Origin of the sequence: Natronomonas sp. EA1 (genome assembly GCF_051195035.1) — an archaeon.
Lineage (GTDB): Archaea > Halobacteriota > Halobacteria > Halobacteriales > Haloarculaceae > JBNTJV01.
This window is the reverse complement of record NZ_JBNTJV010000001.1, coordinates 911,232-932,350: the sequence shown is the minus strand read 5'-3', so window position 1 is coordinate 932,350 and position 21,119 is coordinate 911,232. Positions and strand designations below refer to the sequence as shown.

Below are 21,119 nucleotides of genomic sequence, written 5' to 3'. Positions count from 1 at the left end.
GTCCACCTCATGTACGATGTCGACCCCGAGACGGTCGCTCGATTCGCCCGGACCATCGGCCCGGAGCCCGACGATATCATCGAGGAGATGGACGCCCGCGCCGACCAGTCGGGGTTCCCGACGGTCGGCCCCGAAGTCGGTGGCTGGCTCCGCCTCTGCTGTCGGCTGGCGGGCGCGAAACGGGTGTTCGAGTTCGGCTCCGGATTCGGCTACTCCGCCTACTGGATGGCGCCCGCGCTTCCCGAGGATGGCGAACTCGTCCTCACCGAGATCGACGAGGACGAACTCGACGACGCCCGCGCGTACCTCGAACGCGGGGGGTACGCCGACCGCGCGCGGTTCGAACTCGGTGACGCCATCGAGGCCGTCGGGAGCTACGACGGCCCGTTCGACCTGGTGCTCGTCGACTGTCAGAAGGAGCGCTACCGCGAGGCGTTCGAGGCGGTTCGCGGAAAACTCCGCGACGGTGGGGTCATCGTCGCCGACAACGCCATGACCGCGGGGCCGATGGCGTTCGAGGACCTGCTCGCGTTACAGGAGGGCGAGGACATGGAGACGACGGCCGCGACCCGGGGTGTTCACGACTACCTCACGGCCGTGCGCGAGGCGCCCGACTTCGAGACGGGGCTGCTCCCGCTCGGGGAGGGGCTCGCCGTGAGCGTGAAGACCGACTGAGCGCGTCGCAAAAATCGCCAGCCCGCGTTCCTTTCTCGCGATTGTCATGGAAATCCATAGCAAAAGCAAAGGGAGACCACCCCGCATGGTTGGGTATGCCAGGAGGCACAGACATGACCCTTCGGCCCTTCGCGTGGCGTGCAGAGAACCTCTATCCGGACACGGAGATCGTCTCACGCACCCACGAGGGCATCGAGCGGTACACCTACGCCGACTACGCGAAGCGCACGGCCCAGCTCGCGCACGCGATGACGGAGTACGGCATCGAGGAGGGGGACCGGGTAGCCACCTTCTGCTGGAACCACCACCGCCACTTCGAGACCTACTTCGGCATCCCGACCATCGGCGCACAGCTCCACACCATCAACCCGCTGCTCCCCGACGAGCACATCCAGTACATCGTCGACAACGCGGACGACCAGCTCATCTTCGTCGACGACTCGCTCGCCCCGAAACTGGCGCAGGCCGCGGAGGGAGCAGAGGAGTTCGACGGCGTCGACTTCGTCGTGATGTCCGAGACGGAGACGGACGCGCTCGATGCGACCCCCTACGAGGAGTTCATCAGCGGCCACCCGACGGAGTTCGACTGGCCCCAGGTCGACGAGGACCAGCCCGCCGGGATGTGTTACACCTCGGGGACGACGGGGAAGCCGAAGGGTGTGGAGTACACGAACAAGATGCTGTGGGCGCACACGATGGCGACGCTCACCCCCCACGGCATCCCGATGAACGACGACGACGTGGTGATGCCCGTCGTCCCGATGTTCCACGTCAACGCGTGGGGGATGCCGTTTACGGCGACCGCCGCGGGTGCGAAGCACGTCTACCCCGGCCCCTCGCCGGACCCCGAGGACCTCGCGAAGCTCATCGAGGAGGAGGGGGTCACCATCACGGCCGGCGTGCCCACGGTGTGGCTCGGCCTGATGGAGTACGCGAAGGAGAACGACCTCGACCTCTCCGCGCTGGATACCGTCATCGTCGGTGGCTCCGCCGCCCCCGAGTCGATGATCCGCTGGTTCGACGACCGCGGCGTCGAGCTGCTCCACGCGTGGGGGATGTCCGAGATGTCGCCCATCGGCTCCGTCTCGCATCTCAAGAGCGACCTCGCGGACGCCGACTACGAGACGCAGGTCCAGAAGCGCGCGAAGCAGGGCATCATGGTCCCCGGCCTCGAGTTCAAGGTCATCAACGAGGACGGCGAGCAGATCGCCTGGGACGGCGAGGAGTTCGGCGAACTCCACGTCCGCGGCCCGTGGGTGACGAAGGAGTACTTCAAGCGCCCCGACGCGAACGAGGAGGACTTCGTGGACGTTCCCGGGAGCGAAGCGACCGGGAAGTCGGGAGACGGGACGTCTTCCGGCCGGTGGCTCAAGACGGGTGACGTGGTCACCGTCGACGAGGACGGCTACCTCAAGATCGTCGACCGCGCGAAGGACGTCATCAAATCGGGTGGGGAGTGGATCTCGAGCGTCGAGCTGGAGAACGCCATCATGGCCCACGACGACGTGTCGGAGGCCACCGTCATCGGCGTCCCCCACGAGAAGTGGCAGGAGCGGCCCGTCGCCTTCATCGTCCCGATGGAGGGTGCCGACGAGGACACCATCCGCGAGGAGGTCTTAGAGATGCTCCACGAGGAGTACCCGAAGTGGTGGATTCCGGATGCCGTGGAGTTCATCGACGCCGTCCCGAAGACGGCGACGGGGAAGTTCTCGAAGAAGGACCTCCGCGAGCAGTACACCGGAAGCGTCGAGTTGCACGAGGGCTCCGTGCCCGAGGACGCCGCGCCCGACCAGAACGACTGAGCGGCTCGCCACGTGAACCCCCCAAACGCGGGGGGTGACCCGACCTTATATTGTGCTGTCACGCCAAGGTGCGCCATGGAACTGTTAGAGGAGTCCATCGTCCCCGAACACGCCCGACCCGTGAAGCAGGAGGCTCGCGAGTTCGCCGCGGAGTACATCGACCCCGTCGCCGCGGAGTACTACCAGTCCGGCGAGTACCCGTGGGAAGTCCTGCAGGCGGGGATGGACGCGAACCTCGTCGCGCAGGATATCTCGGAGGAGTACGGCGGCCGCGGGCTCGACATGGCCCAGATACTCGCTATCACGGAGGAGTTCTATCGCGCGGACGCCGGCATCGCGCTCACCCTCCAGCTCGCGAGTTTCGGCGCGGAGATGCTCCAGGAGTACGGCAACGACGAACAGAAGGAGGAGTATCTCCGGCCCGTCGCGGAGAACGACCAGATCACGGGGCTCGCCGTCTCCGAGCCCGAACGCGGCTCCGACCTCGCGGGGATGCAGACCACCGCCGAAAAAGCGGGGGATGAGTACGTCATCAACGGCGAGAAGTTCTGGATCGGTAATGGAGTCGAAGCCGACTGGGTCACCCTCTACGCGAAGACCGGCGACGACCCGAACAACCGCTACGGGAACTACTCGCTGTTTATCGTCCCCACGGACACCGACGGCTACGACGCCGAACACATCCCCGAGAAGATGGGCTTCCGCGCCTCCAAGCAGGCGCACATCGAGTTCAACGATGCTCGCATCCCGGAGGAGAACCTCATCGGCCACGAGGGCGCGGGGTTCTACATGCTCGCGGAGTTCTTCAATCACGGTCGGGTCGTCGTCGGGGGCCACGGGCTGGGGCTCGCCGCCGCGGCCATCGAGGAGGCGAACGAGTTCGTCCACGGCCGCGAGGCGTTCGGCCGCGACATCTCGGAGTTCCAGACCGTCCAGCACATCCTCGCGAACATGCGCCTGGAGTTCGAGAGCGCCCGCGCGCTGAACTGGCGCGCCGCGGAGAAGGTGGCGAACAACGACAACGCCGGCTTCTGGGCCGCGATGGCGAAGACGAAATCGACGGAGACGGCGAACACCTGCGCGGAACGCGGGATGCAGCTCCACGGCGGCCGCTCCGTCCTCGTCGAGAACCGCATCTCTCGCGTGTATCGGGACGTGCGCATCCCCGTCATCTACGAGGGGGCAAACGAGATCCAGCGGAACCTCATCTACTCGCAGACGCCGCGGTAGCTTCACAAGGGACCACACGAACGGTGACGCATGCGCGTCCGCCCTGCCCTTCTCGCCCTCCTCCTCGTCCTCGCGGGCTGTTCCGCGCTCGCTCCAGGTGGCGACACCACGCCAGAGCCGACGCTCACCCCCGCACCGGTCCCCGAGGATACCCCCAGTCCGACGCGGGCGCCGCCGGAACGGCTCGCACCGGGGCTGACGACCGCGGGGGTGGACAACGCCACCGCGCTCGCCGCGGCCCACGCGACCCGGCTGAACGGCACCTACGTCCTCCGGCGCAACGTCACCGTCCGGAACACGAACATCAACGTCGTGGCCCGGAGTCGCTCCGTGATCCGTGATAACGGGACTCACGAGCGTTATCAGTACACCCCGCTGTTCGGCGGCCCGCGCCTCGAATACTACCACACGAACGGGACGGCGTGGCGTCGCTCCGTCGAGAACGGGACCGTGACGTACGACCGGACCACTCTCGAGCCGTGGTTCGACGGGTCGGCGTTCGATATCACCACGCTGCTCGCCCGGACCGACGCGCGGGTCGTCGACCGCGAGCGCGCGGGTGCCACCCGCCGGTACGAACTGGTCGCGCGGGACGTGGACGAGCAGGTGGTGTTCACGCCGGAGGGTATCCGGAACGTCACGGCGGTGACGGTCGCGGCGTCCGTCGTCTCGGACTCGAACGGGACGCACGTCGAGCACTTCGTGATCTGGTATCGCGGGGAGCACGAGCGCCAGCCGGTCACCGCGGAGCTCCGGCTACGCTTTACCCCCCGTGACCGGCTCGCCGTCCCGGCGCCGGCCTGGCTCCCCGAGGCGCGGAACCGGACCGCATCTTCCGCCTGACCAACCGTTATCCGCGTTCCACGCCAACGCTACTCATGGACACGACCGTCCACCTCATCGACCGGGGCCGCATCCACGCCGACGCGAACTTCGTCCTCGACGGCTCGACGGTGGCCGTCGCCTCGGCGCAGAACCCCGAGTTGGAGTACGCGGAGTTCCTGGTCTGGAACCTGGTCATCGATCACCCGGAGGCGACGGTGCTGTGGGACACCGGGTCGCATCACGCAGCTGGCGACGGCTACTGGCCGGCACCCCTCTTCGAGGCGTTCGCGCACGTCGACGCCGACGAGCACCGGCTGGACGACGACCTGGAGCGTGCGGGCTACTCTCTCGGCGACATCGACGCCGTCGTCACCTCTCACCTCCATCTCGACCACGCGGGCGGGCTCCACCACTTCGCCGGGACGGATGTCCCCGTCTACGTCCACGAGGAGGAACTCAAGTTCGCCTACTACTCCGCGAAGACGGAGGAGGGCTCGGTCGCCTACTTCGCGCCCGACTTCGACCACGGGCTGCACTGGGAGATCGTCCACGGGGACCGCCAACTGCTCCCCGGCGTCGATCTGCTGCATCTCCCCGGCCACACCCCGGGGCTGCTCGGCGCGCGCATCGAGGCCGGCGACGATACGCTGCTCGTCGCGGGCGACGAGGCCTACTGGCGTGAGAACTACGAGAACGAACAGTCGATGGCCGCCTCCTTGCTCTACGACAACCGGGCGTGGTTCGAGAGCCTCCAGCGGGTGAAAGAGCTGGAACGCGAGTCGGGGGCGGACGTGCTCTGTGGACACGACCTGCGGCAGTTGGAGGAGAAGACGCGCTGGGGGTGACTACTGCTGGCTGACGGGCGTGCCCCGCACCGTATCGACGAACCGCGCCCAGACCACGAGTGCCGAGGGGAGGACGAGCAGCGAGGCGACGAAGGAGTAGACGACCGAGAGCGCCGTCAGCGACCCGAAGCTCCCGATGGCGGGGAACACGGAGAGCACGAGCACGCCGATGCCGAAGACGGTGGTGAGCATCGAGCCGGCGAGCGCCCCGCCCGTTCCCCGGACGGTCCGGTCGAGCGCGTCGAACAGGCCCTGCTCGGTGACGACGCCCTCGGTGCCGAACTCCCACTTGCGCTCGCGGTACTCGTCGGCGAACCGGTGGACGACGTGGACGGAGTAGTCGATGCCGAGCCCGATGGTGATGGCGAGCACCGTCGCCGTGAAGGCGTTGAAGGCGATGTCGGCGACGCGCATCGTCCCCGCGACGAACGCCACGGTGATGACGATGGGGACGAGGTTCGCGACCCCGAGCGTCCCCTTCCCCTCCAGCACGCGGTAGATGACCACGAGGAAGACCGAGGTGCCCGCGAGCGCCACCGCCAGCGAGACGATGGCGGAGTTGAAGATGAGATCGGAGATGGCCTGGAACACCACGGTCGACCCCGTCGCCGTCGCGGGGTAGCGGTACTCCTCCGCGTGGGCCTGCGCGTCGGACGTGATCTCGGACTGGGAGGCGCTCGCCTCCACGGCGTAGACGACCCGGGTGGCGCTGTAGTCCTCGGTGAGGTACGACAGCGTCTGCGACCGTGAGGAGGAGTTGAGCAGGTACGCGTAGATCTCCTCCAGGTTGTCGTCGGGGACGCCGTTGTCGTTCAGATCGTTCTCGGCGACGAGCGCGGCGAACTCGGGGTCACGCGCCGCGCGGTCCTGGATGACGGTGACGATGCTCGTCGCGTCACCCCGGCCGTCCTCGGTGATGAACGAGTCGGGGACATCGTCGCCGGCGCGATAGATGGCCTCGAGGGCGTGGTCCTGCCGCATCGGTCCCCTGACGTAGATGGTGACGGTGCCGTCCTGCGTGGAGGCGAACTTCGCCTCGAGGAAGTTCAGATCGCGCGTGACGGTGTACTCGGAGGGAGCGAACGGCTCGGGGAGGTCCTGGAGGTACTGGGGGACCTCTTCCGGGGGAAGGAAGTCCTCGTTCGAGAAGGAGGTGTCCACGCCCGTCGCGTAGCCCGCCATCAGCACGCTGGAGAGCAGCATCACGACGAGGAACGCTTTCGGCGTGCGCTTCGCGATGAACACCCCGCCCGTGAGCACGCGCGCGAGTACGCCGCCCTCGGAGCCGAGTGGCGTCCTTGAAAAGGTCGGGATGGGGTATCGCGCTCGAAGGTGGTCGAGTTCCACCTTCGCCGCGGGGAGGAACACCCCGAAGATGAGGAAGGTGAACACGATACCGATGGACGCGACGATACCGAAGTCCTGGATGGGCGGCAGCGAGGAGGTGAGGTTGGAGGCGAAGCCGATGACGGTGGTCCCCGTGACGATGAAGAACGCGACGAGGAGCTGTCTGGCGGTGATGGTCATCGCCTCGTCGACGCCCGCCCCCTCCGCGGTCTCCTCGCGGTAGCGGTTCACGGCGTGGATTCCGAAGTCGATGCCCACCGCCAACAGGAGCGGTGGCACCGCGATGAGCATCTGCGAGAACGGGATGCCGGCGAGCCCCATGAACCCGAACGTCCAGACGATGGCCATGACGAGCGCGAGCATTCCCAGGAGGAGGTCCGCGAGGTCACGGTACGCGACGACGAGAAAGAGGATGATGAACAGGACGGCGGCGGGGACGACGATGATCATCGAGTCGACGATGACGTTCGAGAACTCCGCGGAGATGATGCCCGACCCGAAGACCCGGATGTCGCCGCCCACGCCGTCGACGATCCACTGCGCGCGCAGTTGAATCGCCGTCAGCGGGGAGGAGCCACCCTGCCCGGACCCAGAGGAGATCCCCGCCGGAAGCCGGTGGGTGACGACCCCGATGGTCGCCGAGGCGCTCGCCGACTCGGGGTTGAAGTCCTTCGAGAGCAGCCCCGCGAACTGTGGGCTCCGGTCGTTTGCGGCCCGGACTGCGGCGTCGATCTCACTCGGGGTCGCCGATTCGATCGCCCGCTTCTGGGCCGCGAGGGTCGTCGCCCCCGGGTCGAGCGTCGTCGCGACGATACTGGCGGCGCTCGCCGTGGAGCTCACCCGGAGCCCTTCGTGTTCCTGCAACCGCTGTTGCGCCTCCAACATCCGCAACAGCTCCGTCTTCCCGAGCACGTTCGACCCCGACTGGATGAGCTGTGTGCTGCCCGTGTCGGCCGAGAAGGAGGGGCCGAAGTCGTCCTGAACGTTCTGGAACGCCCGTTCCGCGGGGACGTCCTCCGAGAACGCTTGCGTGCCGGCGGACGTGGAGATGTTCCCCAGCCCGACCGCGAACAGCGCGGTGACGACGAGGAACGCGATGATCACGCGCCGAGGGTGGTCGACGATGACCTCGTTCGCGGCGCCGAGCAGTCGGTCGTACATCTACCGGAACCGGATCACGACGCCGCCGAGTGCGAGGCCGAGCGCGGCCAGGCCGGCGGGGGCGAACGAGAGGAGCCCACCGCCGCCACCGGACGCCTGGACCGTGACGGGGAGCCGGTAGGTGTCGGAGAGCTTGGTGTCGCCGTCGGCCTCCTCGTACTGGAAGTCGACGGAGACGGGGTAGGTCTTCTCGATGGCGCTCCCAGCGACGGAGAGCTGGAACACCACCTCCCTCGTCTCGCCGGGTTCGAGCGCGTCGATGAACGCCTCGTCGTCGCTCGTGGAGACGGGGGCGTCGGCGAACAGCTTCGCCGAGATGTCCGAGACGGGTTCGTCGCCCTGGTTCGTCACGCTGACGACGAACCGGGCGCTCCCGCCGGGCGAGAGGGTGGCGTTCCGCGTCTCGACGGCGAAGACGGGGCGTTCGGGGGCGACGGTCTGGCGGTCGTACAGCTGGTCCGAGGTCTTCGTGGTGTCGTCGTTCGCGTAGCGGACGACGTAGCTGAACTGCCGCGGGCCGTCCCGGGCGTTGTCGGAGATCTCCACGTCGAACGTGAACTCGGCGGACTCCCCGGACTGGAGGTCGCCGAGGGCGTACTCCGTCTCGACGGCGTTGACGTTCGCGGCCGTGGGCTGGAGTACGACGACGGCGTTCTCCGCGGGACCGGGACCGTCGTTCGTCACGGTGCCGGAGAGGGTGCCCTCCGCGCCGACGCGGAGCGTGCTCGCGGTGTTCGACAGCGAGAACGCCTGCTCGCCGGCGGGGGTCACCCCGAACCGCGAGGGGCTGGTCTCGACGGTGCTCCCCTCGTAGTCGTACGACGTGGTGGCCTCGACCGCGTAACTCCGGGGTTCGGCACCGCGGGCGAAGGCGGCCTCGACGGTGAGGTCACGCGACTCGCCGGCGGCCCACTCGCCGACGAAGACGGTGGCGGTGGGCGACCCACCGAAGGTGAGCGCGCCGTTCTGGGAGGCGAGCGTCACCGTGGCGTCCTCGAGGTCCTGTCCGGCGGCGTTCTCGAGGGTGACGGTGACGGTGCCGGAGTCACCGACGGCGACGGCCGAGCTGACATCGGTGACCGTGACGCGGTTCTCGGCTTCGGGGGTGACGCCGAACTGCACCGAGTCGGTGCCGGCGATGCCGTCCGGGCGGTCGAAGGAGACGGTCGCCGTGAGCGGGAGCGACCGGGTCGCGGTCTGGGCGGCGACGCTCGCCGTGGCGCTCACCGTCCGGGTCTCGCCGGGAGCCCACTCGCCGACGAAGGTCTCGGCGCTGCCGGACTGCCCGAAGGTGAGCGAGCCGGTCCGGGAGGCGAGGCTCACCTGCGCGTCGTGGGCGGTGGCGCTCCCGACGTTCCGCAGGGTGAGGTCGACGGCACCGGAGCCGCCCGCGGCGGCGTCGGTCTCCGCGGAGACGACCTCGAAGCGTGGGGCCTCCTCGACGATGACGGTGACGTACTTCGTCTCCGTCACTTCCCGGTCGGTGAACGCGCGCGAGCCCTGTTCGGAGATGGTCCGCGTGTGCGTGTACGACACCTCGACGGGAACCCGATACTTCCCGGGGTCGGCGTCCTCGTCGACGACGAGTTGGAACTGAAGCGGGCCGACCGCGCCCTCGGGGACGGAGCCGACGGCGACGGTCCCCGTGCGAACGGAGACGGGCGCGTTGCCCGACGACATCGAGAGCGTGAGCCCGCGGGCGGTGGTCACCTGCCGCTCGCTGCCGGGGACGGACCCACCGTTCTCCACGTCACCGGTGTTCATCACCGTGACACCGACGGTGGTGGTCTCCCCGGCGACGACGCGGTTGTCGGAGGCTGAAAGCGAGATGACGGGGTCCCCCTCGACGATGGCACCGACGGTCATCGGTGCGAGAAGCGACCCGACGAGCAACAGGACGAGCGTGAGCGCGACGCCCCGTCTCATACTCCCTCACTGACCAGGTGTTCAGTCCGTTGAATCATACCACCCTCCACGAACTCCTGACGTATAAGAACGGGTAAACTGCTGACAACGCAGTCAGTGTTAATCGGACGACCGAGACGCGCGTTCGACGGTGGCGGCGGGAGAAACCTACTGGGACTCGATGAGGCCGTAGGCCGTATCGAGGTAGTCGATGATCCAGTCGACGGTGTCGGGGTCGTACGTCCAGAAGCCGTAGAAGGCGCGGGGCTCCCGTTCCTCGGCGAGAAGTGCACACTTGTTCACATCGACGCCCGCCCCGTCGTAGACGACGAACCACGAACGTTCGATTTCCTCGCTGCGTTCGACGTGGATGGTCAGGTCCGTATCGTGCCGGGGAACGTCAGCGTCGGGGGCGGCGTAGGCGTGGACGTCGAGCCCCTCCTTCTCGGCGAGGCGTTTGTACACGTCCATCTGGTCGGAGAGGATGGAGAGCCGCTGGAAGCCGGCGTGGAGCTGGCCCTTCCCGAGGCGCCACGCGCGGTCTTCGATCTCGCGGGAGGCGGCGACCATCTGGCCCGTGTCGTAGGAGGTGAACATCGTCTCGTCGAGATGGTCGAGGATGGGCCGGTAGGCGTCGGTCTCGAAGCCGGGGGTCATCTCGGGGTCGGCGGAGAGCACGTCGGGGACGCTGGCGGCGGTGACGAACTCGTCGTCCTGCGCGAGGACGACGAACCCACGAGGCTTCCCGCTCGGGGTCGTCTCGCCCGAAACGGAGAGGTTCCGGTCCGCGAATTGCTCGCGTATCGTTTCGACGGTGTCTGCGTCCGTGTTGAAGACCGTCAGCGTCTTCTCGTGGCTTTCGACACCGGCGATGAGTTCGGTGAGGGACATTGCCGGTCTTGTCGCTCTTGACACCATCATCAGTTAAATACTCTTTGGGGGAATGCTCCCCGTCCGTCAGCCGGTCTTCACCGTTTTTGGACAGGTGTCCACATGACGGGGGAACGCGCCCGGATTCTAAATTATATATGCTGTACCTACATGATTAATCCATGTTATTGTCTCACAAACGCTTTAGTCGGTCCGGGCTGAGGTTCACGTAAGCGTCGCCCAGACGCTGGTTCATATGACTCAGGGAGAACTCGTCTGGCGAATCGCAGGCGGTTCCGGGGACGGAATCGACTCGACGAGCCAGAACTTCACGAAGGCACTGATGCGCGCGGGCCTCCACGTTTTCACGCACCGCCACTATCCGTCGCGGATCCGCGGTGGACACACGTACGTCGAGGTACGCGCCGACAACGAACCCGTCGAATCGCGCGGCGACGGCTACAACTTCCTGCTCGCGCTGGGTGACTCGTTCGCCCGGAACCCGCAGGAGGAAGCCGTCTACGGCAACGAGGAGATCAAGCCGCTCTCGGAGAACCTCGACGACCTCCGGGAGGGCGGGATCATCGTCTACGACTCCGGGCTCATCGACGCCGCCGAGATCGACGGCTTCGAGGAGATGGCCGAGGAGAACGACTGGCACGTCTACCCCATCGACCTGCGCTCGCTCGCCCGCGAGCACGGGCGTGAGGTCATGCGGAACACCGCCGGTGTCGGCGTCACGGCCGAACTGCTCGACATCGACACGACCCACATCGAGAACCTGATGGAAGAGCGGATGTCCGGCGACGTGCTGGAGGCGAACCTCTCCATCATGGAGGAGGCCGCGGAGCTGGCGAAGGAGCTCGACCAGACCCACGACCTCCGGATTCCGGAGGGAAGCCACGACGAGGAGCAGGTGCTCATCTCCGGGTCGAACGGCATCGCGTTCGGCGCGCTCGACGAGGGCTGCCGGTTCATCTCGGGGTACCCCATGACGCCGTGGACGGAAGTGTTCACGCTCATGACGCAGTACCTCCCGCAGGTGGGCGGTATCGCGGAACAGGTGGAAGACGAGATCGCCGCGGCCGCGCTCGCGATGGGCGCGTCGCACGCGGGGGTCAAGGCCATGTCCGGGTCGTCCGGTGGTGGCTTCGCGCTGATGTCCGAGCCGCTCGGGCTCGCCGAGATCAACGAGACGCCCATCGTCCTCGTCGAGGCGATGCGCGCCGGTCCCTCCACGGGGATGCCGACGAAGCCGGAGCAGGGGGACCTCGAACACGTTCTGTACACCTCGCAGGGTGACTCCTGCCGCGTCGTCTTCGCGCCCGGCACGCCGATGGAGGCGTACGAGCAGACCCGGCAGGCGTTCAAGATCGCCTACGAGTACCAGCTGCCGGCCATCGTCCTCTACGACCAGAAGCTCTCGGGCGAGCTCACGAACGTTCCCGCGAGCTTCTTCGACCGCGAGCCGAACCCGGATCTGGGGACGACGCTCACGGAGGAGGAGATCGCGGAGGCCGCCCACCACTCTTCGGGCAAGTTCAAGCGCTACCAGCACGACACCGAGAAGGGCGCCTCGCCGCGCTCCATCCCCGGACAGAAGGGGGGGCGCTTCCTGGCGTCCGGGAACGAGCACACCCCGGAGGGCCACATCTCGGAGGACCCCGAGAACCGCGTCGCCCAGATGGAGCGTCGGATGTCGAAGCTCACGAACATCCGCGCGGAGCTCGACGAGGCCGACGAGTCCCACCAGACCTACTTCGGCGACGACGACGCCGACTTCGGGCTCATCACGTTCGGCTCCTCGCAGGGGGCCGTCGAGGAGGCCACCGGGCGGCTCAACGACGCCGGCCACAGCGTGAAGGCCGTCGGCGTCTCCGACATGATGCCGTTCCCGGAGGCGGAGCTCACCGAGTTCCTCGAGAGCGTGGACAACGCCATCGTCGTCGAGATGACCGCGTCGGCACAGTTCCGCGGCCTCATCCAGAAGGAGCTCGGCCGGTTCGGCCCGAAGATGGGTTCGCTGTTGAAGTACAACGGCAACCCCTTCGAGCCCGCCGAGATCGTAGAGGCCGTCGAGGCAACGAACAACGGGGCGGAGTACGAGCGCCCGACCGCTCGCTTCCAGCCCGCCGCAGGTGACTAAATCATGAGTGCATTCTCAGCAATCGGACAGGAACGGGAGGTCGACCAGAACGAGTACACGCCGGGCATCGAGCCCCAGGCGACGTGGTGTCCCGGCTGTGGTGACTTCGGCGTCCTGAAGGCGCTGAAGGGCGCGATGGCCGAACTCGGCAAGGACCCCGAGGAGATCATGCTCGTCACGGGCATCGGCTGCTCGGGCAAGCTCTCCTCGTACTTCGAGTCGTACGGCTACCACTCCATCCACGGCCGGTCGCTCCCGGTCGCCCGCGCCGCGAAGCTCGCTAACCCCGAGTTGACCGTCATCGCCGCCGGCGGTGACGGTGACGGCTACGGCATCGGTGGCAACCACTTCATGCACACCGCCCGGGAGAACCACGACATGACCTACATCGTGTTCAACAACGAGATCTTCGGGCTGACGAAGGGGCAGACCTCGCCCACCAGCCCGAAGGGTCACAAGTCGAAGACCCAGCCCGAGGGCTCCGCGAAGGACCCCCTCCGGCCGCTCTCGCTGTCGCTCAACGCCGGTGCGAGTTACGTCGCCCGCACCGCGGCCGTGAACCCGAACCAGGCGAAGGAGATCATCGTCGAGGCCATCCAGCACGAGGGGTTCTCGCACGTGGACTTCCTCACCCAGTGTCCGACGTGGAACAAGGACGCAAAGCAGTACGTCCCCTACGTGGACATCCAGCAGTCGGAGGACTACGACTTCGACATCCACGACCGGCGTGAGGCCTCCGAGGCGATGTACGAGACGGAGAACGCGCTCCACGACGGGAAGGTCCTCACGGGCCGCTACTACGTCGAGGAGAACCGCAAGTCCTACCACCGTGAGAAGATCGAGCGTGGCTCCATGCCGGAACAGCCGGTCGCCGAGAGCTACTTCGACGACTCCACGGAGTGGGCCCGCTCGTACGACTTCCTCGACGCCCACCGCTAACGCCCTACACCGGGCGTTCTTTCGAGACTCCCTCCCAGACGAGCACCAGCGTCACCGCGCGGTCGTGTCGGTGCGTTCACACGACTGGTCGGCTCTACACCCACACGCGGTTTTCCGATGCGGAAGATATTTTTTCGCCGACGGAAAATTAGGGGGTATGAGCGCCGAATCGACGGAAGATCGCATTCTCTCCGTCCTCGAGGAGGACGCACAGGCCTCCTACGCGGAGATCGCGGAGCGGGCCGGGGTGTCGAAGCCCACCGTCCGCAAGTACATCTCCAAGCTCGAATCGGACGGGGTCATCGTGGGCTACTCGGCCGACGTGGACCCGAAGAAGCTCTCGGGCCGCACCATCGCCCTCGTGGGTATCGACGTGGCGAGCGAGCGGTACGTCGAGGCCACGCGGGAGCTGAAGCATCTCGACGCCGTGGAAGCCCTCTACTCCTCCTCCGGCGACCACATGCTGATGGCGGAGGTCCGCGCTCCCGATGGTGACGCCGTGGGCGAGGTCATCGCCGACGACATCCTCACCATCGAGGGCGTTGAGGCCGCGCACCCCTCGTTCCTGAACGAGCGGCTGAAATAGCACAGATACCCGCTTCCCCCGACGTTTTTCCCGTTCTCCCCGTAGTGGGGGTATGCCCACGTACCACCGCGAGACGCGCGTCGAGGCCCCGCTCGAAGACGTCTGGGCGTTCCACTCGCACGTCTCGGGGCTCGAAGCGCTGACGCCCGGCTTCATGAACCTCTCCGTCGAGCGCGTGGTCGGGCCCGACGGCGAGGAGAACCCCGAGGTGCTCGAAACCGGTGCGCGCATCGAGATGGCGATGCGCCCCTTCGGGGTCGGTCCCACCCAGCGCTGGACCTCCGTCATCGACGAGCGCGTCGAGGACGCCGACGCCCCCTACTTCCGCGATACGATGGAGGGCGGGCCGTTCCCGAAGTGGGTCCACACCCACGCCTTCTACCGCGAGGGGGACGCGACGGTGGTCTCCGACACCGTGGAGTACGAGCTCCCCCCACCGTTGAACCGCACCGGCCCCTTCTCGAAACTCGGCTTCGAACCGATGTTCGTCCACCGCCACCGGACGACGAAGAAGCTCCTCGAGGATTAGCGGCGCTGCTGGACGAGCAGGACGCCGCCGAGCACGAGCGCCCCGCCGACGACGGTCCAGACGGTGACCTGCTCCTGCAGGACGAGCGCTCCGAGCGCGACGGTGATCGCGGGCTCCACGGTCGAAAGGATGCTCGCGCGGCTCGCGCCGACGCGGGCGATGCCGGCGAAGAAGGTGAAGATGGGGACTGCGGTGGCGACGACGGCGATGCCGGCGATGCTGCTCCACGACTCGACTCCGACCGGCACCTGAAGGCTCCCCGTCCCCGTCCCGATGAGGAGGAACGTCACCGCCGCCGCGGGGAGGACGTGCGCGGTGAGCGTCGGGGCGTCGACGCTGCCGAGGACCTGCCGCGAGGCGGTGATGTAGCCGGCGTAGACGAGCGCCGCGGCGAGCATGATGGCGACGCCGACCCCGGACGCGGCGGCGGGGTCCGCGCCGGTGATGAGCGCCACGCCCGCGAGCGAGAGGGCGAGTGCCGCGACCGTCCGGCCCGTGACGGGTTCGTCGAGCGCGAGTACGGCGATGAGGATGACGAACGCCGGATAGGTGTATAACAAGATACCGACGAGCCCCGCGGTCATGTACTCGAGCCCGAGAAAGTAGAGCGACGACATGGCCGCGTAGCCACCGCCGCCGAGGAGCACCCCCACGGCCAGCGCCCGCCCCCGCAGGATGGTCGCCTCGCCGCGGGCGGCGAGGACGCCCCAGAAGAGGAGCGAAGCGAGGAGAAAGCGGAAGAAGAGGACGGTCGGAATCGAGAGGCCGGCCGCGGCGGCGAGTTTGCCGAAGATACCGAGGGTGGCGAACCCCGCCGCGGAGCAGAAGACGAACAGCGCGCCGACCGTGTCCTCGTCCATACTCGGGAGCCACGATGAGAGGGGAAAACCGGTTCGGATTCGCCCGCACCGCAATCGGTAAGCCGGACGGCGAAAATGGGGAGCCGTGAGCGTCCTCGCCCGACTCGAAGCCCGCACGCCGCCGATGGTCGCGCTGGCCGTCGCGGTGGTCGCCGTCTCCACGAGCGCCATCCTCATCCGCTTTTCCGACGCGCCGAAGGGGCCGATGGCGTTCTACCGCGTGCTGTTCACCTGCCTGTTGCTCACCCCCCTTGCACTCCGGGGCGGCACGAACCTCGAGAGCCTCTCGAAACGCGACTTGCTCTCGGCGATGCTCGCGGGGGTCGCGCTCGCCGCGCACTTCGTCACGTGGTTCGAGTCGGTGGACCGAACCACCGTCGCGGCGAGCGTCACGCTCGTGACGACCCAGCCAGCCTTCGTCGCGGTCGGGGGCTGGCTCCTGCTCGACGAGCGACTCAACCGCCGCATCGGCCTCGGAATCGCCGTCGCCCTGCTCGGGTCGGTGGTGATGTCCCTCTCGGGACTGCTCGGCGGGTCGTCCGCGCCGGAACCCCTGCTCGGGAACGCGCTGGCGCTGGCGGGGGCGATCCTCGCCGGCATCTACGTGCTCGCGGGGCGGTCGGTGCGCCAGCGCGTCGACCTGCTTCCGTACGTCACCGTCGTCTACGCCGTCTGCACGGTCGTCCTCCTCGGGTACACGCTCGCCATCGGCGACCCGCTGGTCGACTACCCGCCCCGCGAGTGGCTCCTCTTTCTGGGGATGGCCATCGGCCCGGGTGTCTTCGGACACACCGTCATCAACTGGGCGCTGGCGCACGTCGAGTCCTCGGTGGTGAGCGTCTCGCTGGTGGGCGAGCCGGTCGGTTCGACGATCCTCGCGCTGCTGTTGCTCTCGGAGGTGCCGGACGCCATCACCCTCGCCGGCGGGGCCGTCGTCCTCACCGGGATCTACGTCACGACGACGGGTCGTTCCTGAGCCATTCACAGCCGAAGGTTTTTGTTCGAAGGCGTGTGCAAAAATCCTATGTTGCGCGCTCGGTTCGTCGTCATCGCACTCCTCGGGGTGGCCGCGATTGGGGGAGCGGCGGCCGTGCTGGACAGCGTCCCGACGACCGACGTGAAAGCCCACTCCCCCGTCGGTGACGCGGCTCGGCCCGGTGGCGGCGGCGGTGATCGGACAGCGCCGGCCAGCGGGCTGGTCGCCGAAGCCCAGTCGGGTCTCTTCCCAGGTGGGGGTGAGGGGGACTCACCGACCCTGGCCACTGATCGACAGGTCTTCGGGGGTTCGTTCGATGGGGTCCCGGTTCTCGGCGGCGAGGGTTCCGATTCGAGCCCATCGAAATCCGTGTCGGGCCGTCCCGGCTCGCCGCAACAACGGGAGCCGAACCAGCAGTCAGCGGTGAGTGGTGGGCCTGCTGGAGGCACGAGCGAGGTGAGCGACTCCTCGGGTGGCCCCCCGGCCGGAGGTGACGGCGGTGAGCCGGGGGACCGCGGTCAGAACGGCGGTGGCGGACAGGCCGCGGCGGCAGGCAGCGGTCCCGGTAGTGGTGGTGGCTCCGGTTCCGGCTCCGGCGGCGGGACCGGGGCGGACAGCGGCTCGGGTGAACCGAGCAGCGGCGCGGAGAACCCGGTCGACGAACTTATCGAGAAACTGGACGTCCCCGATTCCCTCCTCGTCGCGCTCCTCGTCGGTGCAGCGGTGATCGCGCTGGGCGCACTTCTCACTGGACTCCACCGTGCAGGGGTACTGCGTCGTCCTCAGTTCCTACGACCGGTCGAGGCGAACCCAGCGGAAGGGGGCCACTCGAACGCCGACCCGAGGGGTCCCCACATCCCGGTCGATGCCGGCGACAACGGTGTCTACGACGCCTGGGAGACGCTCTGTCTCGCGGCGAACGCGACCGGGAACAGCCGGACGCCGACGGAGATCGCGGCCGACATCGTCGCCGAGGGCTATCCCGAGTCCCCGGTCGACCGGCTCACGGCGCTCTTCGTCCGCGTGCGGTACGGCGATGTCGAGGTGACGCCGGAGCGTGAATCCCGCGCGTCGGATGCCCTCTCCGATGCCCTACGCTGAGTCGTGCGCCTCGCGCGCGGCGCGCTCCAGCGTCGCCCGCTCGGGCGCGTACGCGAGGTGACTCTCGCAGTCGCAGTCGGACGCGCCGAAGCCCGCGACTGGGCCGTCGGGGAGCGCCCGCGCCACCGCGCACTCGATGTCCGCATCGATGGTACGCACGTCACCGACCAGCCGTGCCTCGGGATGCCCGACCAAGTAGTCGACGTGCCAGTGGCGGGTGTCGCGCTCGCCCGCCGCGAGTTCGTAGTGTCTGTCCACGCGCGAGAAGCCGCCCGCTCCGAACGCGCTTCCGGTGTAGGCGTAGTAGCCGGCCGAGAGATCGTGGTCCCCGAGCGCGCCGACCGCGATACTCGTCTCTACAGGGAGTTCGAGGAGGAGGGTGTAGGTGCCGCTGGGCATGGCTGTAGCTCCTCAGGAGAGGCCTAAAGCCACGCGACTCGCGAAACGTGAAAGACTCGACCGCGACTAGTGGATGTCGAGCGCTTCGATCTGCTCCTGGTACCGGTTGCGGATGGTGACTTCCGTGACCTGCGCCACGTCGGCGACCTCGCGCTGGGTCTTCTTCTCGTTACAGAGCAGGGAGGCGGCGTAGATGGCGGCAGCGGCGTAGCCCGTCGGCGACTTGCCAGAGAGCATCCCCTTCTCCGCGGTGACCTCGATGATCTCGCGGGTCTTCTGTTCGACCTCCTCCGAGAGCCCGAGTTCGGAGCAGAACCGCGGGACGTACTGGACGGGGTCCACGGGTTCGAGCCCCAGCGAGAGCTCCTGGGCGATGTAGCGGTAGGTGCGGCCGATCTCCTTCTGCTCGACGCGGGCCACCTCGGCGACCTCGTCGAGCGAGCGGGGGATGCCTTCCTGCCGGCAGGCGGCGTACAGTGCGCTCGTCGCGACGCCCTCGATGGAGCGCCCGCGAATCAGGTCTTCCTTCAGCGCGCGGCGATAGATGACGGAGGCGACCTCGCGCACGGAGCGCGGGACACCCAGTGCCGAACTCATGCGGTCGATCTCCGAGAGGGCGAACTGGAGATTGCGCTCACCGGCATCCTTCGTGCGGATGCGCTCCTGCCACTTGCGGAGGCGGTGCATCTGGGAGCGCTTCTCCGAGGAGATGGAGCGCCCGTAGGCGTCCTTGTCCTTCCAGTCGATCTGGGTGGTCAGGCCCTTGTCGTGCATCGTCTGCGTGGTGGGGGCGCCCACCCGCGATTTCGACTGCCGCTCGGAGTGGTTGAACGCCCGCCACTCCGGCCCGCGGTCGATGTTCTCCTCCTCCAAAATGAGTCCGCAGTCGTCACACATCAGTTCCCCGTCGCCCGTCTTCACCAGTGTGTCGCTCTCACACTCGGGACAGCCATGCTCCTCTTTCTCCTCTTCGCTCTCCACTGCGCGCTCTCGCTCACGGGTCGGGCCTGGCATTATACTTTTATAGTGGAGATAATCAGGATATAAATCCTTTGCTACCGGAACCAACTAGGCCAATCGATAGCACTCCCCGGGGAGTGTCGTGGGGTTGATACCCTCCGCGTGCGGGCCTCTCAGGTATGCAACTCGCGGAGTTCTGGGGCGTCGGCCCGAAGACGGCCGAGCTGCTCGAACGCGAACTGGGCGTCCCCGCCGCCATCGAGGCCATCGAGTCCGCGGACTCCCGTGCGCTGGTGAGCGCGGGGGTTCCCGCCGGCCGAGCCACGCGCATCCTCCGGCGGGCGAACGGCGGCGAGGGGCTGGACACGCTCGCCACCCGGGACGCCCGGTCGGTGTACCGTGACCTGCTCTCGCAGGCGGAGACGTACGCGGTGACGGCCCGCGCGGGCGACCGTATCCGGGTGCTCACGCCCCTGCGCACGCGCGGGGAGATTACGGAACGGCTGGACCGCGTGGCCGACGCCACCGACAGCTGGCGCGCCCTTACCGAAGGTAAACGTGCGGCCGTGCTCGCGGCGTTCGCGGACCACGACTCCCTCGATGGGGGCGAGCGCGCCGCGGTCGAGACGGCCATCGCGCTCGCTGACCTCGGTATCGACGACGGCATCTTCGCCCCGCTCGCGGGGCTCGACACGGACGAGCTCGCGGAGGCCGCCGTCGCCCTGCGCGCGCTAGAGGGTGACCGGCTCGGGGAGGGGGCGGACGACGAACTGGACACCCTCCGGCAGGGGCTCGGCCGCGTGGAGGACCTGCTCGCCTCGGGGGCGGTGCTCGAAGCGGTGAAGAACGAAGCCAGGGACGCCTCGGAGTTCCGGGACGCCTTCCTCCGCTACGTCGTCGACGAGACGGGGCTCCCGCGAAGCGACGTGCGGGAGGCCATGGCCGGCGACGCGGTGGACGCGGAGGGGTTCATCACCGAGTCGCTGCGGGCGCTGGCGGGCGAGCTCCGGACCCGCGTGGACGAGCGCGAAACCGCGGTCGCGGAGTCCCTGCGGGCCACCGTCGAGGCGACCCGCGAGGCCGTCGACGAGGCCGTCGACACGGTCGAATCGCTCGCCTTCGCCGTCTCGCTCGCGCGCTTCGCCGACGCGTACGACCTCACGCGCCCCACGATTTCGGAGGAGGACGTCCTCGCCGTGCGTGCGGCCCGGAACATCGACCTGCTCGACCGCGGGGAGGACGTGCAGTCGATCACCTACGCGGTGGGCGACCACTCGCTGGATGTCCCCCCCGGGAGAGTCTCCGTCCTCACCGGCGCGAACTCCGGCGGGAAGACCACCCTGCTCGAAACGCTCTGTCAGGTCCAGCTGCTCGGCCAGATGGGGCTCCCCGTTCCCGCCGGGGAAGCCGAGCTGGGGCTCGTCGATTCGGTGGTGTTCCACCGGCGGCACGCCTCGTTCAACGCGGGCGTGCTGGAGTCCACCCTCCGGTCGGTCGTCCCGCCGCTCACCGCGAGCGGCCGGACGCTAATGCTCGTCGACGAGTTCGAGGCCATCACGGAGCCGGGGAGCGCGGCGGACCTCCTGCACGGGCTCGTGACGCTCACCGTCGAGCAGGAGGCCGTCGGGGTGTTCGTCACCCACCTCGCGGAGGACCTCGAACCGCTCCCCGAGACGGCCCGCGTGGACGGCATCTTCGCGGAGGGGCTGACCCCCGACCTGGAACTCGAAGTCGACTACCAGCCCCGGTTCGGCACGCTCGGGCGCTCCACCCCGGAGTTCATCGTCTCCAGGCTCGTGGCGCAGTCGACCGACCGTGCGGAACGCGCTGGGTTCGAGGTGCTCGCACGGGCGGTGGGGAAGGAGGCGGTTCAGCGGACGCTGGCGGACGCGCGGTGGCAGGAGTAAGAGAGGTAGCTCCCCGCTACACGGCGACAGGCGCACGCTGGCACGAGGCCAGCGTG

Annotated in this window: 18 protein-coding genes; 12 read left to right on the top strand and 6 right to left on the bottom strand. The window is 68.0% G+C overall.

Annotation, left to right across the window (positions count from 1 at the left end; translation table 11 throughout):
• The first annotated feature begins 9 nt into the window (after positions 1–9).
• From ACQUQR_RS05050 to ACQUQR_RS05030, 5 genes are all read left to right on the top strand, one after another.
• Complete coding sequence (locus ACQUQR_RS05050) at positions 10–675, top strand: O-methyltransferase (RefSeq protein ID WP_435195261.1); 666 nt, start codon at positions 10–12, stop codon at positions 673–675.
• A gap of 95 nt (positions 676–770) precedes the next feature.
• Positions 771–2,477 carry a long-chain fatty acid--CoA ligase gene (locus ACQUQR_RS05045; protein ID WP_435195259.1) on the top strand — a complete coding sequence of 569 codons (1,707 nt, stop codon included), beginning with the start codon at positions 771–773 and terminating at the stop codon, positions 2,475–2,477.
• A gap of 75 nt (positions 2,478–2,552) precedes the next feature.
• Positions 2,553–3,707: an acyl-CoA dehydrogenase family protein gene (locus ACQUQR_RS05040; RefSeq protein WP_435195257.1), complete on the top strand. Its 1,155-nt coding sequence runs from the start codon at positions 2,553–2,555 to the stop codon at positions 3,705–3,707.
• 30 nt (positions 3,708–3,737) lie between these two features.
• Positions 3,738–4,550 carry a hypothetical protein gene (locus ACQUQR_RS05035; RefSeq protein WP_435195255.1) on the top strand — a complete coding sequence of 271 codons (813 nt, stop codon included), beginning with the start codon at positions 3,738–3,740 and terminating at the stop codon, positions 4,548–4,550.
• Between the two features lie 35 nt (positions 4,551–4,585).
• Complete coding sequence (locus ACQUQR_RS05030) at positions 4,586–5,377, top strand: N-acyl homoserine lactonase family protein (protein ID WP_435195254.1); 792 nt, start codon at positions 4,586–4,588, stop codon at positions 5,375–5,377.
• On the opposite strand, the gene ACQUQR_RS05025 is transcribed toward ACQUQR_RS05030, so the two are convergent.
• The 3 genes from ACQUQR_RS05025 to ACQUQR_RS05015 all read right to left on the bottom strand — a co-directional run bounded on the left by ACQUQR_RS05025 (position 5,378) and on the right by ACQUQR_RS05015 (position 10,681).
• Entirely contained in the window at positions 5,378–7,885 is a 2,508-nt protein-coding gene (locus tag ACQUQR_RS05025) for an efflux RND transporter permease subunit (protein WP_435195252.1), read from the bottom strand. It abuts the gene before it with no gap.
• Positions 7,886–9,811, bottom strand: coding sequence for a COG1361 S-layer family protein (locus ACQUQR_RS05020; RefSeq protein ID WP_435195251.1), 1,926 nt, complete (start codon positions 9,809–9,811; stop codon positions 7,886–7,888).
• Between the two features lie 147 nt (positions 9,812–9,958).
• A complete protein-coding gene (locus ACQUQR_RS05015) occupies positions 9,959–10,681 on the bottom strand; it encodes a DICT sensory domain-containing protein (RefSeq protein WP_435195250.1) in 723 nt (240 codons plus the stop codon).
• Between the two features lie 235 nt (positions 10,682–10,916).
• On the opposite strand from ACQUQR_RS05015, the gene ACQUQR_RS05010 reads away from it, so the two are divergent.
• From ACQUQR_RS05010 to ACQUQR_RS04995, 4 genes are all read left to right on the top strand, one after another.
• Positions 10,917–12,806 carry a 2-oxoacid:acceptor oxidoreductase subunit alpha gene (locus tag ACQUQR_RS05010; protein WP_435195249.1) on the top strand — a complete coding sequence of 630 codons (1,890 nt, stop codon included), beginning with the start codon at positions 10,917–10,919 and terminating at the stop codon, positions 12,804–12,806.
• A 3-nt stretch (positions 12,807–12,809) separates the two neighbouring features.
• Complete coding sequence (locus ACQUQR_RS05005; RefSeq protein ID WP_435195248.1) at positions 12,810–13,745, top strand: thiamine pyrophosphate-dependent enzyme; 936 nt, start codon at positions 12,810–12,812, stop codon at positions 13,743–13,745.
• Positions 13,746–13,902: 157 nt separating this feature from the next.
• Positions 13,903–14,331, top strand: coding sequence for an HTH-type transcriptional regulator LrpA1 (gene lrpA1 / locus ACQUQR_RS05000; protein WP_435195246.1), 429 nt, complete (start codon positions 13,903–13,905; stop codon positions 14,329–14,331).
• Positions 14,332–14,383: 52 nt separating this feature from the next.
• Positions 14,384–14,860 carry an SRPBCC family protein gene (locus ACQUQR_RS04995; RefSeq protein WP_435195244.1) on the top strand — a complete coding sequence of 159 codons (477 nt, stop codon included), beginning with the start codon at positions 14,384–14,386 and terminating at the stop codon, positions 14,858–14,860.
• Here the strand turns inward: ACQUQR_RS04995 and ACQUQR_RS04990 are convergent.
• Complete coding sequence (locus ACQUQR_RS04990; protein WP_435195243.1) at positions 14,857–15,720, bottom strand: DMT family transporter; 864 nt, start codon at positions 15,718–15,720, stop codon at positions 14,857–14,859. The two genes, ACQUQR_RS04995 and ACQUQR_RS04990, sit on opposite strands and share 4 nt — an antisense overlap.
• A gap of 124 nt (positions 15,721–15,844) precedes the next feature.
• Between ACQUQR_RS04990 and ACQUQR_RS04985 the strand changes: the two genes are divergently transcribed.
• Entirely contained in the window at positions 15,845–16,696 is an 852-nt protein-coding gene (locus ACQUQR_RS04985; RefSeq protein ID WP_435195504.1) for a DMT family transporter, read from the top strand.
• A gap of 48 nt (positions 16,697–16,744) precedes the next feature.
• Positions 16,745–17,797: a DUF4129 domain-containing protein gene (locus ACQUQR_RS04980; protein WP_435195242.1), complete on the top strand. Its 1,053-nt coding sequence runs from the start codon at positions 16,745–16,747 to the stop codon at positions 17,795–17,797.
• On the opposite strand, the gene ACQUQR_RS04975 is transcribed toward ACQUQR_RS04980, so the two are convergent.
• Together ACQUQR_RS04975 and ACQUQR_RS04970 are read right to left on the bottom strand one after the other, a co-directional pair.
• A complete protein-coding gene (locus tag ACQUQR_RS04975) occupies positions 17,789–18,196 on the bottom strand; it encodes a GIY-YIG nuclease family protein (RefSeq protein WP_435195240.1) in 408 nt (135 codons plus the stop codon). The two genes, ACQUQR_RS04980 and ACQUQR_RS04975, sit on opposite strands and share 9 nt — an antisense overlap.
• 66 nt (positions 18,197–18,262) lie before the next feature.
• Complete coding sequence (locus ACQUQR_RS04970) at positions 18,263–19,210, bottom strand: transcription initiation factor IIB (protein WP_435195238.1); 948 nt, start codon at positions 19,208–19,210, stop codon at positions 18,263–18,265.
• A gap of 125 nt (positions 19,211–19,335) precedes the next feature.
• Here ACQUQR_RS04970 and ACQUQR_RS04965 point away from each other — a divergent pair, with 125 nt between their 5' ends.
• Positions 19,336–21,063 (top strand): MutS-related protein, encoded by a 1,728-nt coding sequence (locus ACQUQR_RS04965; RefSeq protein ID WP_435195236.1) that lies wholly within the window; start codon positions 19,336–19,338, stop codon positions 21,061–21,063.
• Positions 21,064–21,119 lie beyond the last annotated feature (56 nt).

What these genes read in the sequence shown, in the direction of transcription:
- ACQUQR_RS05050 (WP_435195261.1), top strand. Translation starts at nt 10, where the DNA reads ATGTACGATGTCGACCCCGAGACGGTCGCTCGATTCGCCCGGACCATC.
- ACQUQR_RS05045 (WP_435195259.1), top strand. Translation starts at nt 771, where the DNA reads ATGCCAGGAGGCACAGACATGACCCTTCGGCCCTTCGCGTGGCGTGCA.
- ACQUQR_RS05040 (WP_435195257.1), top strand. Translation starts at nt 2,553, where the DNA reads ATGGAACTGTTAGAGGAGTCCATCGTCCCCGAACACGCCCGACCCGTG.
- ACQUQR_RS05035 (WP_435195255.1), top strand. Translation starts at nt 3,738, where the DNA reads ATGCGCGTCCGCCCTGCCCTTCTCGCCCTCCTCCTCGTCCTCGCGGGC.
- ACQUQR_RS05030 (WP_435195254.1), top strand. Translation starts at nt 4,586, where the DNA reads ATGGACACGACCGTCCACCTCATCGACCGGGGCCGCATCCACGCCGAC.
- ACQUQR_RS05025 (WP_435195252.1), bottom strand. Translation starts at nt 7,885, where the DNA reads ATGTACGACCGACTGCTCGGCGCCGCGAACGAGGTCATCGTCGACCAC.
- ACQUQR_RS05020 (WP_435195251.1), bottom strand. Translation starts at nt 9,811, where the DNA reads ATGAGACGGGGCGTCGCGCTCACGCTCGTCCTGTTGCTCGTCGGGTCG.
- ACQUQR_RS05015 (WP_435195250.1), bottom strand. Translation starts at nt 10,681, where the DNA reads ATGTCCCTCACCGAACTCATCGCCGGTGTCGAAAGCCACGAGAAGACG.
- ACQUQR_RS05010 (WP_435195249.1), top strand. Translation starts at nt 10,917, where the DNA reads ATGACTCAGGGAGAACTCGTCTGGCGAATCGCAGGCGGTTCCGGGGAC.
- ACQUQR_RS05005 (WP_435195248.1), top strand. Translation starts at nt 12,810, where the DNA reads ATGAGTGCATTCTCAGCAATCGGACAGGAACGGGAGGTCGACCAGAAC.
- lrpA1 (WP_435195246.1), top strand. Translation starts at nt 13,903, where the DNA reads ATGAGCGCCGAATCGACGGAAGATCGCATTCTCTCCGTCCTCGAGGAG.
- ACQUQR_RS04995 (WP_435195244.1), top strand. Translation starts at nt 14,384, where the DNA reads ATGCCCACGTACCACCGCGAGACGCGCGTCGAGGCCCCGCTCGAAGAC.
- ACQUQR_RS04990 (WP_435195243.1), bottom strand. Translation starts at nt 15,720, where the DNA reads ATGGACGAGGACACGGTCGGCGCGCTGTTCGTCTTCTGCTCCGCGGCG.
- ACQUQR_RS04985 (WP_435195504.1), top strand. Translation starts at nt 15,845, where the DNA reads ATGGTCGCGCTGGCCGTCGCGGTGGTCGCCGTCTCCACGAGCGCCATC.
- ACQUQR_RS04980 (WP_435195242.1), top strand. Translation starts at nt 16,745, where the DNA reads ATGTTGCGCGCTCGGTTCGTCGTCATCGCACTCCTCGGGGTGGCCGCG.
- ACQUQR_RS04975 (WP_435195240.1), bottom strand. Translation starts at nt 18,196, where the DNA reads ATGCCCAGCGGCACCTACACCCTCCTCCTCGAACTCCCTGTAGAGACG.
- ACQUQR_RS04970 (WP_435195238.1), bottom strand. Translation starts at nt 19,210, where the DNA reads ATGCCAGGCCCGACCCGTGAGCGAGAGCGCGCAGTGGAGAGCGAAGAG.
- ACQUQR_RS04965 (WP_435195236.1), top strand. Translation starts at nt 19,336, where the DNA reads ATGCAACTCGCGGAGTTCTGGGGCGTCGGCCCGAAGACGGCCGAGCTG.